Below are 10,996 nucleotides of genomic sequence, written 5' to 3' on the forward strand. Positions count from 1 at the left end.
TGGTGTCTATAATAATTCCCTGTTATAATTCCGAATTTACAATTTTAAGAACTTTAGAATCAGTAATCAACCAAACATATCAGCATTATGAAATTATTATCATTGATGATGGAAGTGTCGATCAAACACGTAGTGTTGTAGAAGAGTTTTTTGAAGGGCAGAAGCAGTCTTATCAGTATTTATATCAAGAAAACACTGGTCCATCGGCTGCTCGCAATAAAGGAATAAAAAACTCCAAAGGTGAATATATAGCCTTTTTGGATGCGGATGATGTTTGGCATCCAGAAAAGTTAGAGCTATGCCTAAAGGTGTTTGAGACTCAGCCTATAGGTGTTCTTGGACATACGTATAGTTTATCGGACAATTTTGGTAGAAGATATTATGGTGAAACTATTGAAAAAATATCTTCGCTCAATTTACTGCTTAAAAACTTCGCAGTTACCCCTAGTATCATTGTTAAAAGAGAAGCGATGCAATTGTTTGATGAAACGATGAAATATGCAGAAGACCATGAATTGTGGCTAAGAATCTCATTTATAAATCAAGTAGGTTTGCTTGATTTGCCTTTAGTTAAGCTAGGGAGAAAACCTCTCTCAGATGGAGGATTGAGCTCCAATAGATGGGCTATGAGAAAAGGTGAGCTTAGAATGTATTTTAAAGCTTCAAAATATAAAAAATATTTATTTTCAATATTGCCTTTACTTTTTTTATTTTCTTTGGCAAAACATCTTAGGAATATTATCAAAGGTGGTTTTTAATGCAAATTAGCAGAGAAAATAATTTTGATTTAATAAGATTGATTTTGGCAATTTTGGTTTTTTTTGCTCATTGGAATATCCTAACAGCTCAATCATTTAGTTTAATCATTTTTCATTTAAGCGGGTATGCTGTAGATATGTTTTTTATAGTGAGCGGATTTTTGATTTTTTGGAGCTTTGATGTCGACCAAAATAAAAAACACTTTTTCATAAAACGTTTTTTTAGACTTTTCCCATTGTATGCTATTTTAATTTTTTCTCAGGCTCTATTTTTTTTGTTTTTTGCCGACAATAATGTTGTGCAAATAGCAAAGTATTTTTTCTCAAATATTCTATTTTTAAATTTTTTGAATCCTTCGGTCGGTGATATGCTAAGCCATTTGCAAGTAGATGCAATTAATGGCAGTTTATGGACAGTGAAAAACGAAGTTATCTTTTATTCGTTAGTTCCGATGATTTTTGTACTTTATAAAAAATTTGGTACATATTTTTTGATTTTTTTATACCTATTGTCAGTTATGTATCTGTTGGTTGTTGATTATTTTGGTAATGTGAAACTTTTGGTCCAATTTCCAGCGCAACTTCGTCTTTTTATAACAGGAATTCTATTATATATTTTTTTTGATACGATTAATCGCAAAAATATTTTTATTTATTCAGGAACAAGTTTCATATTAATAGTTTTATTTGGAGAAAATTCATATTTTCATTACTTATTTTATCCAATATTTTTAGGGTGTCTAGTGGTATTGCTTGCTTTTTTTCTTAAAACTTTTGAAATACATGTTGATTTTTCATATAGTTTTTACATTTTACATTTTCCTGTGATACAAATATTTTTATATTTTAAAATTAATTCAGGCAACCCACTATTTTCTTTTATGACATTATTTGGCTTGGTGCTATTTTTATCATATATTTCAGAAAAATATATAGAAAAAAGATTTATTCAAATTGGAAAAAATATTATTCAAAGAAATTCCCATGGTCCAAATTAATGCCTCAATAGTTCTTTATCATAATGATAAAATTCAGCTCTTGAAGGCTATAGAAAGTTTTTTAAATACGAGTTTACATGTAAAACTTTATTTGATAGATAACTCTTCAGACGATAACTTAAAAGAGCTGAAAAATATAGATGAACGTATAGAATATATATTTAATAATGCCAACGTTGGTTATGGTGCTGGGCATAACATTGCAATGCAACAATCTATCAAAGATTGTGTTAGCTATCATATCGTATTAAATCCAGATATTTATTTCCAAAAGGGTGTATTAGAAGGACTTTATGAATATATGCAAGAAAATAAAGAGGTGGGACATGTAATGCCAAAAGTGGTATATCCAAACGGTGAACTACAAAAACTTTGCAAACTTTTACCCACTCCACTTGACCTTTTTGCAAGAAGATTTATACCTTTGAAATCTGTCATACAAAAGATAAATTATCGCTATGAGCTTGAGTTTTTCAATTATGAAGAAATTGCGGAAATACCTTTTTTATCAGGCTGCTTTATGTTTTTTCGAACCGACATTTTAAAGCAAAACTGTTTGTTTGATGATGATTTTTTTATGTATCTTGAAGATGCGGATCTCACAAGAAGAATTGCTCGACTCTCGAAAACCATCTATTATCCAAAAGTGACTATTACCCATGAATACCAACGAGGTGCACATAAAAGTAAAAAACTTTTATGGATTTTTATTAAATCAGTATTTATTTATTTTAAAAAATATGGTTGGGCTATTGATAAAGAGAGGGAAATAATGAATGAAAAAACTTTAAAAGTCTTAGGGTATTATAAAAAATGAGACTGCTTTTAACTGGTGCAAATGGTTTTGTCGGTAGCTATTTTTTCAATAACTATAGTAGCACATATGATATCCTTAAATTTTCTTTTTTGAAAGACGACTTTGAGTCATTACATATAAAGGAGATAGAAGTCGTTTTACATCTTTCTGCATTAGTGCATCAGATGGATGGGGCAAGTGCGGATGAATATGAAAGAGTCAATGTTTCTAATACACTTAAGTTAGCAAAGAAAGCAAAAGAGTTTGGTGTGAGACAGTTTGTCTTCATGAGTACGGTGAAAGTGTATGGAGAAGAGAGTGATGAGGTGTACACCGAAAACGTTACATGTAAACCACAAGATGAATACGGGAAAAGTAAACTAAAAGCAGAAAAAGAGCTTCAAAAATTAGAAGATGATAATTTCAGAATTTCGATTGTACGAACACCTATTGTTTATGGTTATGGTGTGAAGGCCAATTTAAAAAACCTGATGGGTTTGGTGGACAAGGTTCCATTATTGCCTTTTGGAGGCATTAACAATAGACGAAGTTTAACCTATGTTGGCAATCTTTGCGCATTACTAGAGTGTATCATCCAAAAAAGACAACGTGGTGTTTTTCTGGCAAGTGATGACAAAGCACTCTCGACAACGCAGCTCATAGAAGCGATTGCAAAAGTTAAAAAAAGAAGCTGTTGGCTGGTTACACTCCCTTTTTTCCCTGAGCTCTTAAAATGGCTAAAACCTTCATTTTACAAGAGACTATTTGAAAGCCTTGAAGTGGATAACCAAGAAACGAAACGCCTTCTCTCATTTGAAAATCCTTATACTGTAGAAGAAGGAATAGGTTTTATGGTGCATGGAGAAAAACAGTGATTTATGGAATACTTTTTTTAATGTCGCTTGCTTTGACCTATCTTGTTCGTATCATAGCATTAAAAAAATCACTGTTGGTAATTCCAAATGAGCGTAGTTCACACTCTAGCCCTACACCACACGGGGGAGGAATAGCGATTGCGATCAGTTGGTTCCTTGGGCTAATGTATCTTTTTACATGTAACAAAATAGAAGCATCGCTTTTTTATGCGCTCATGGCAGGAAGTGCGCTTTGTGTGGTGAGTTTTTTAGATGATATTTATGAGCTTTCTCCCAAAGTTAGACTCTTTGTGCAAGCTAGTGTTGCGCTTTTTGGATTGTACATGCTTGGGGGACTCTCTCAAATCGATAGTGGGATTTTTATACTTGAAAATCAGTTTTTCACCAATACTTTTGCCTTTTTAGGCATTATGTGGTGTATCAATCTTTACAATTTTTTAGATGGAATTGATGGCTATGCCGGAAGTGAAGCTATTTTTTTAGGTACCGCAGGTTGGCTTTTGTTTGGAGGAGACCATTTTTTAGTTTTAGTAGCTTCTGTTGCTGGATTTTTAGTGTGGAATTGGCATAAAGCAAAGATTTTTATGGGAGATGTAGGGAGTACGCTTTTAGGATATACGATAGCAATTTTTGCTTTGTATTATCAAAACAAGGGTGTTTCTATTTTTATTTGGCTGATTTTATTTGGTCTTTTTTGGTTTGATGCCACACTTACGCTTTACCGAAGGTATAAAAACGGTGAGAGGCTAAGCCAAGCACACCGCAAACATGCCTATCAGCGTCTGGTGCAAAGTGGTTTAGGGCATGATAGCGTTGTTTATTTTGCACTGAGCATCAATCTTGTTTTATTGATTTTAGGGTATAGTGCATCCATTCAACCGAGTAACACGATGGGGTATTTTATGGTCGCATTTTTAATACTTTACGGTGCTATGAAAATGGTCGATAAACGAAAGAAATTTGCATAATGTTTGCTGCTGATAAACGTATTTTAAATATTTTAGTCATCATTGTCCTAACGTGCATCACGTTTATTTGGACGTATTGGATTTTTCACAATGACGTGCAATTTGAAGTCATCGGTGGGGTTGTCTTTGTGCGCATTTTAGCTTCCATCTTTCTTTTTAAAGATTATTCGCTCTCTTGGTCTAAAGTGACGCAAAAAACTTTTTTACTCAAAAGTTTGGTCTATATCGCTGCTTTTTGTGTCTATGCACCGCTTTTTTATACACATGTTCGCATAGCACTGATGCTTTCAGAGCTTTTCTTTTATCTTTTCTCCATTACGTTTGTTATGTATGCCTACTACTTTTTGATTAACCGCAGTCGGGTTGAAAAAGACAAATCACTCATCATCTACGGTGCAGGAAAGTCTGGCCTAAAACTGGAAGAAGAGTACCGCAATAGTTCATACCAAATACGCTATTTTATCGATGACGACAAGCGGTTGCAAAAACGTAGTATCGATAGTGTAAAGATTATCTCACAACAAGAGCTAAAAGAAAAGTTGGGTGAAAACAAATATGACCTTCTCTTGATTGCTATTCCATCAGCGAGTCCTAAAATCATCAATGCCATTTACGATGAATGCAAGCCATACTTTCACGAAATAAAGATTTTACCATCTTTAGATACCATCCTCTCCGATACTTTTTTATCCAATCAACTCAAAGAGATGACCGTTGAAGACCTTTTAGCAAGACATCCAAAAGATCTTGACAAGGTTAAAATTTCAGAGTTTATTCATGGTAAAACTATTTTGATAACAGGGGCTGGTGGGAGTATAGGAAGTGAGATTGTGCGTCAATGTCTCAAGTATAATGCCAAAAAACTCATCTTAATCGACCATAGTGAATTTAACTTGTATCAACTCCTAGAAGAGCTTAAAAGTAATAAACTTATACCGGTGATGCAAAGTGTTTTAAATGAAACTTTGATGGACAAAACTTTTGAAACACATAAGCCAGACATCGTTGTGCATGCTGCAGCCTATAAACATGTTCCTTTGGTAGAATCCAATGTGGAAGAGGGCATTTTAAACAATGTCTTAGGAACCAAAATTTGTATTGATCTTTCGATCAAGCATGAGGTTCAAAAATTTATTTTAATCTCTACCGATAAAGCGGTACGACCAACGAACGTTATGGGAACGACCAAACGTATTTGTGAACTGTACGCTCAAAATGTGGATGCCAAAGAGACACATATCGTCGCGGTTCGCTTTGGCAATGTCCTTGGCAGTAGCGGTTCAGTTATACCCAAATTTAAAGCGCAAATCGAAAAAGGCGGTCCCATTACGGTGACGCATCCTGAAATTACGCGTTATTTTATGCTCATTCCCGAAGCGTGTGAATTGGTACTTCAAACAGGGGCTATCGGCGAGAACGGAGAGCTTTTTATCTTGGATATGGGAGAGCCGGTTAAAATTGCAGATTTGGCACAAAAAATGATTGACCTCTCAGGTAAAAAAGAAATTTTAATTGAATTTACAGGGCTTCGTCCTGGCGAAAAACTTTACGAAGAATTGCTCATCCATGAGAGTGATAAAAAGACAGCGTATGAGTCGATTATGGTCACAAACAAAACACCGTATGCGATTGAAAAACTCTGTATTGATATAGAAGAACTCTTTACATGTAACGATAAAATAGCCAAACTCAAAGAGATTGTTCCTGAGTTTAACCATAATGCACATTAGGGATCGGTATGAACTATTTAAGTAATAAAAAAGACGTCTACATCATCATAAGTCTCATTATATTGGCTTTTGCCTTTAGTTTTTGTGTGCGTTTGATTTGGGTCTATCAATTTAGCGACTATGAAAGTTTTAAATTTGCTGGGCAGTTTATGATTAATACGAACGATGGCTATTTTTGGGCGGAGGGGGCAAGAGATCTTTTGAGTGGCATTTTTACAAAGCATGATCTCTCCCCTATTTCAGATGCAACGCCTTGGCTTACCTATCTTGCCGCAAAGATACTGCCTTTTTCATTGGAAACGATCATCTTTTATATGCCTGCAGTACTAGGTTCTTTCATCGTGATTCCTATCATTCTCATTGCTTACCATTTCAAAATGATCGAGATGGGGTTTTTAGCAGCGCTTCTTGCGTCGATCGCGGTGAGTTATTACAACCGAACGATGATCGGCTATTACGATACCGATATGCTCAATATTGTTTTCCCTACATTTCTGTTGTGGTCACTGATTTTAGCCTTGCGGACGCAAGAAGAAAAATACCTTTTAATCACAGCCTTAGAAATTATTGCTTATCGTTGGTGGTATCCTCAAAGCTACTCGTTGGAATTTTCTTATTTTGGCTTGATTTTAGCGTATGCGTTGATTTTTGATCGCAAGAATCTTTTTAATGTTAAACTCTTAACGATGATGCTTTTTGCGATGATGGGATTACCAAGTTTAGTACGATTCGTGATCGTTATGGGCGTTTATGTGAGTTTTAAAAAGAAGCATTGGGATAAATATAGTGGGTATTTTCTAGCATTAGCGATAGGACTCTTTTTTCTAACAGGAGGATTTGCACCGATTTGGGGTCAGCTCAAAGGCTATATCTTTAAAGATGCAATTGAGCTGAATACCGATGTGCTACCACTGCACTTTTTCTCCGTCATGCAAACTGTACGCGAAGCGGGGCAAATTGACTTTGTGACCTTTGCAGAGCGTATTAGTGGACATACCATCACGTTTATCCTCTCTCTTGTTGGGTACGTTTTGATGGTGAAAAAATACCCTGCGATGCTTTTAGGCTTGCCACTGTTAGGACTTGGCTTTTTAGCCCTTTGGGGAGGTCTGCGTTTTACGATTTATGCTGTGCCAGTGTGTGCCTTGGGTATGGCATATTTGCTGTTTACATGTAGCGCTTATATCACAAGAGTATTTAGCAATGAAAGGCTTGGAGGGCTTGTTAAATCGAGCTTTGTAATTCTCACCAGTCTTGGTGTTTTATACCCAAATCTTTTACATGTCATCGATTATCGTGTGCCAACGGTGATGAATAAAACCGAAGTAAAACAGCTTGATTCGCTTCGCAAAGTTGCGAGCAGAGAAGATTATATCGTTGCATGGTGGGATTATGGTTATCCCTTGCGTTACTACACGGATACTAAAACATTGATTGATGGGGGTAAGCATAGTGGTGATGTCAATTTCCCTGTGAGTTTTATGTTGACCCATGATCAAGAGAGTGCGGCAAGACTGGCGCGTTTGGAAGTAGAATACACCGAAAAAGCATTTATCACAGCCGAAGAGAATGAGACCAAACCTAAAGAGCAACACTCTAAGATTATCAATAACACGGCTCAAATGACCTTAGATTATGGTTTTCGTGATGCCAATGATTTCCTTGACGCGCTTCAAACGCCGCTTGCATTACCCACTAAAACACGTGAAGTCTATTTTTATTTGCCATACCGTATGATGAGTATTTTCCCAACGGTCGCGCAATTTAGTAGTATGGATCTAATGAGCGGAAAGATGACGCGCCAGCCTTTCTTCTTTCAAACCTCACAGTTTAAAGACACAGGTTCTCTGCTCAATTTCAGCGGCGGTGTTGTCTTAGATAAAGCCAAAGGAATGCTTAAAATTGGCAACCAAGAAGTGCCTGTTAAAAACTTCATCCAAACAGCGTATACACCTGAGTTTAAACTCATTAAAGAGCAAAATATGATCCATCCCGATGGGCTTTTTTCGATTATTTACATGCAAGCGTACAATACGTTTTTGATTCTTGATGAAGCGATGTTTCATTCGACCTACATTCAACTCTTTGTTTTGGAAAATTATGACGAACGATTTTTTGAACCGATGAGTTTAGAGGCATACGCTAAAGTGTATCGGCTCAAAATTTAGTTACAATACGAAAAAAATAAAAGGTAAGCGAGATGGTTATTCGTGAGATTCAGCAATTTTCTGAAGTGAGAACCAGAGCAAGAGCGTATTTGTGCTATCTTTTTACGCGCAATATCCCTAACCGTATGCCTGAACCCAATTTGGAAGTCATCAGTGCAAGTTTAGATAAAATCGTCCATGAAGTCGAAGAGTTTGAAGCCCTTTATTTGCTGGATAACAAAGGCGATCAGGTCATCAATAACATCACCGATGATCCGCACCGCAAAGGAGGACTCGGTCAAAATCGTAGTGGAAAGTCCTATTATTACCGAGCTGTGCGCGAAAAACGCTGTGTCTTAAGCGATCCCTATCCTTCCATATTGACCAATGATTTAACGGTGACAGCGTCGTATCCTATTTATGATGAACAAGGAATTTTAAAATTTATTGCCTGTATCGATGTCTCGTTGGAGCATATCTTAAAAATTGCCCACCCTTCATCATTGCAGTCTGTTTTTGGAAAAAGCTCCCAAGTGATCTACACTATTTTTTCCCTCTCTTTGCTTGCAATCGCGCTTCTATTGCTTTTCAATGGAATGCGCAGTCTGTTTATGCACGGATTTCAATTTGATCTTCTTGATATTAAAGCGATGTTTGAATCCACCATTTTAGTGACACTCTCTTTAGCCATTTTTGATCTCGTGAAAACGATCTTTGAAGAGGAAGTTTTAGGTCGCAATGAAAAAGATGAGAGTGGAGGCATGCACAAAACGATGGTGCGTTTTTTAGGCTCTATTATCATTGCTCTTGCGATTGAAGCTTTGATGCTCGTCTTTAAATTTGCGATTATTGACGCGGCGCATATTTTGTACGCGGTTTACCTGCTTGGAGGCGTGACATTTCTCCTCTTTGGACTTGCATTTTACCTTAAATCCATTCCGCAAAAGAGAGATTCATGATAGGTTTGATTGATTACCATATGGGCAATCTCAGAAGTGTGACCAATGCGTTTGAAAAGCTTGGTGTCGCGGTTGAAATTGTCAAAGATGTCGATGCTGTGTCGAAGTTCGATAAGATCATTTTACCAGGAGTCGGTGCCTTTAAAGATGCGATGGACTGTCTCAAAGAGCGAAATCTTGACGAGGCAGTAAAAGCATTTGCCGCTTCGGGTAAACCCCTATTAGGCATTTGCCTTGGGATGCAACTGCTGTTTGAAAGCAGCGTTGAGTTTGGCGATTGTGCAGGGCTTGGTTTGATCGAAGGCGAGATCGTGAAATTTGATACGTCACGGTTTGATCAGCGCCTTAAAGTACCTCATATGGGTTGGAACCAATTACATGTAAAGAAAGAGACTCCTTTGTTTAAAGGAATGCCTGAGTCGTTTTACCTCTATTTTGTGCACAGTTTTCATGCGCGCTGTGATGATCAGTACACGATTGGAAAGACCATGTATGGCTATGAATTTCCCAGTGCCGTCCAAAAAGAGAACGTTTTTGGCTTTCAGCCTCACCCTGAGAAATCCCATGCCAATGGGTTAGCAATTTTAAAGAATTTTGTGGAGTTATGATGGATATTTTACCAGCGATTGATCTTAAAGATGGCAAAGCCGTACGCCTGACCAAAGGGCTGATGGAGAGTGCTAAAATTTACTCAAATGAGCCTTGGGAAGTGGCAAAAGTGTTTGAAGAGATGGGCTCACAATGGGTGCATCTGGTCGATTTAAACGGAGCTTTTGCTGGCGAGCCTCAAAACCTTGAACAGATCGAAAAAATCCGTCAAAATTGCCATTTAAAACTGGAACTGGGTGGTGGAATCCGCGATGAGGAGACGATTCGTCGTTATGTAGATTTAGGGATTGACCGTGTTATTTTAGGTTCCATCGCCTTGAAAAAACCCGCTTTTGTCAAAGAGATGGCGCAAAAATACCGTGTAGTGGTTGGAATTGATGCCATTGATGGGTATGTCGCGGTAGAAGGTTGGGCTGAAAAATCCACGATGAAAGCGACGGATCTGGCACGTGCATTTGCAGATGTTGGCGTGGAAGCTATTATCTGTACCGATGTAGGACGTGATGGAATGCTTAGTGGCGTCAATCTTGAGTTTACACTTTCAATTGCAGAAGCTTCAGGTATTGCCACGATTGCGAGTGGAGGATTAAAGAATTTGGACGATATTATAGCGTTGAAACAGAGCCAAAAGGTTGCTGGTGTCATCGTAGGAAAAGCATTTTATGAGGGGAGCTTAGATTTGCGTGAAGCTTTTGCGTATACCGCTAAAGAATCACTTTAAACTAAGTTCAAACTAAACTTGGTTAGAATTTAAACCATAGCAATAACTTAAACGATAAAAGGAGTGACATTGAAGCTGCTTGTAGTAGATGATAGCTCGACAATGCGCCGTATTATTAAGAACACCTTACAACGATTAGGATTTGATGACGTTTTAGAAGCAGAACATGGTGTAGAAGCTTGGCAGATCATGGAACGAACTCCTGATATTAATGTGCTGATTACTGATTGGAACATGCCTGAGATGAATGGGTTAGATTTGGTTCGTAAAGTTAGAGCTGAAAAAAAATATGAAGGTATGCCAATCATCATGGTCACAACCGAAGGTGGTAAGGCAGAAGTGATTACAGCGCTGAAAGCGGGAGTCAACAACTATATCGTTAAGCCTTTTACCCCACAAGTTCTTAAAGAAAAACTTGAGGATGTTTTAGGTTAA

The 10,996-nt window shown here is 37.1% G+C and carries 11 protein-coding genes; all 11 read left to right on the forward strand.

Features of this window, described 5'->3' with window-relative positions; all coding sequences use genetic code 11:
- Positions 1-2: 2 nt before the first annotated feature.
- The 11 genes from JU57_RS07810 to JU57_RS07860 all read left to right on the forward strand — a co-directional run bounded on the left by JU57_RS07810 (position 3) and on the right by JU57_RS07860 (position 10,996).
- A complete protein-coding gene (locus JU57_RS07810) occupies positions 3-758 on the forward strand; it encodes a glycosyltransferase family 2 protein (protein WP_294876642.1) in 756 nt (251 codons plus the stop codon).
- Entirely contained in the window at positions 758-1,756 is a 999-nt protein-coding gene (locus JU57_RS07815) for an acyltransferase (RefSeq protein WP_037959250.1), read from the forward strand. Before JU57_RS07810 ends, JU57_RS07815 begins: the two co-directional genes overlap by 1 nt.
- On the forward strand, positions 1,743-2,573 hold the full coding sequence (locus tag JU57_RS07820) for a glycosyltransferase family 2 protein (protein WP_037959252.1): 831 nt from the start codon (positions 1,743-1,745) through the stop codon (positions 2,571-2,573). The genes JU57_RS07815 and JU57_RS07820 overlap by 14 nt, the downstream gene beginning before the upstream one ends.
- Positions 2,570-3,427: an NAD-dependent epimerase/dehydratase family protein gene (locus tag JU57_RS07825; RefSeq protein WP_037959254.1), complete on the forward strand. Its 858-nt coding sequence runs from the start codon at positions 2,570-2,572 to the stop codon at positions 3,425-3,427. The genes JU57_RS07820 and JU57_RS07825 overlap by 4 nt, the downstream gene beginning before the upstream one ends.
- On the forward strand, positions 3,424-4,395 hold the full coding sequence (locus JU57_RS07830; RefSeq protein ID WP_037959257.1) for a glycosyltransferase family 4 protein: 972 nt from the start codon (positions 3,424-3,426) through the stop codon (positions 4,393-4,395). The genes JU57_RS07825 and JU57_RS07830 overlap by 4 nt, the downstream gene beginning before the upstream one ends.
- Entirely contained in the window at positions 4,395-6,125 is a 1,731-nt protein-coding gene (gene pglF / locus JU57_RS07835; RefSeq protein WP_294876650.1) for a UDP-N-acetylglucosamine 4,6-dehydratase (configuration-retaining), read from the forward strand. The genes JU57_RS07830 and pglF overlap by 1 nt, the downstream gene beginning before the upstream one ends.
- A gap of 8 nt (positions 6,126-6,133) precedes the next feature.
- Positions 6,134-8,293, forward strand: coding sequence for an STT3 domain-containing protein (locus JU57_RS07840; RefSeq protein WP_037959261.1), 2,160 nt, complete (start codon positions 6,134-6,136; stop codon positions 8,291-8,293).
- A gap of 32 nt (positions 8,294-8,325) precedes the next feature.
- Positions 8,326-9,231, forward strand: a complete 906-nt coding sequence (locus tag JU57_RS07845) for a PDC sensor domain-containing protein (RefSeq protein WP_037959264.1) — start codon at positions 8,326-8,328, stop codon at positions 9,229-9,231.
- Positions 9,228-9,839 (forward strand): imidazole glycerol phosphate synthase subunit HisH, encoded by a 612-nt coding sequence (hisH, locus tag JU57_RS07850; RefSeq protein WP_037959266.1) that lies wholly within the window; start codon positions 9,228-9,230, stop codon positions 9,837-9,839. Before JU57_RS07845 ends, hisH begins: the two co-directional genes overlap by 4 nt.
- Positions 9,839-10,561 carry a 1-(5-phosphoribosyl)-5-[(5-phosphoribosylamino)methylideneamino]imidazole-4-carboxamide isomerase gene (gene hisA, locus JU57_RS07855; protein WP_037959269.1) on the forward strand — a complete coding sequence of 241 codons (723 nt, stop codon included), beginning with the start codon at positions 9,839-9,841 and terminating at the stop codon, positions 10,559-10,561. The genes hisH and hisA overlap by 1 nt, the downstream gene beginning before the upstream one ends.
- Positions 10,562-10,630: 69 nt before the next feature.
- Positions 10,631-10,996, forward strand: a complete 366-nt coding sequence (locus JU57_RS07860) for a chemotaxis response regulator CheY (protein ID WP_025345547.1) — start codon at positions 10,631-10,633, stop codon at positions 10,994-10,996.

It is taken from the genome of Sulfurospirillum sp. SCADC (assembly GCF_000743525.1).
Classification (GTDB): Bacteria; Campylobacterota; Campylobacteria; order Campylobacterales; family Sulfurospirillaceae; genus Sulfurospirillum.

Bases quoted from the DNA above. Each gene is read 5' to 3' on its own strand.
- JU57_RS07840 (WP_037959261.1), top strand. From the start codon at position 6,134: ATGAACTATTTAAGTAATAAAAAAGACGTCTACATCATCATAAGTCTC.
- JU57_RS07845 (WP_037959264.1), top strand. From the start codon at position 8,326: ATGGTTATTCGTGAGATTCAGCAATTTTCTGAAGTGAGAACCAGAGCA.
- JU57_RS07815 (WP_037959250.1), top strand. From the start codon at position 758: ATGCAAATTAGCAGAGAAAATAATTTTGATTTAATAAGATTGATTTTG.
- pglF (WP_294876650.1), top strand. From the start codon at position 4,395: ATGTTTGCTGCTGATAAACGTATTTTAAATATTTTAGTCATCATTGTC.
- JU57_RS07820 (WP_037959252.1), top strand. From the start codon at position 1,743: ATGGTCCAAATTAATGCCTCAATAGTTCTTTATCATAATGATAAAATT.
- hisA (WP_037959269.1), top strand. From the start codon at position 9,839: ATGGATATTTTACCAGCGATTGATCTTAAAGATGGCAAAGCCGTACGC.
- hisH (WP_037959266.1), top strand. From the start codon at position 9,228: ATGATAGGTTTGATTGATTACCATATGGGCAATCTCAGAAGTGTGACC.
- JU57_RS07825 (WP_037959254.1), top strand. From the start codon at position 2,570: ATGAGACTGCTTTTAACTGGTGCAAATGGTTTTGTCGGTAGCTATTTT.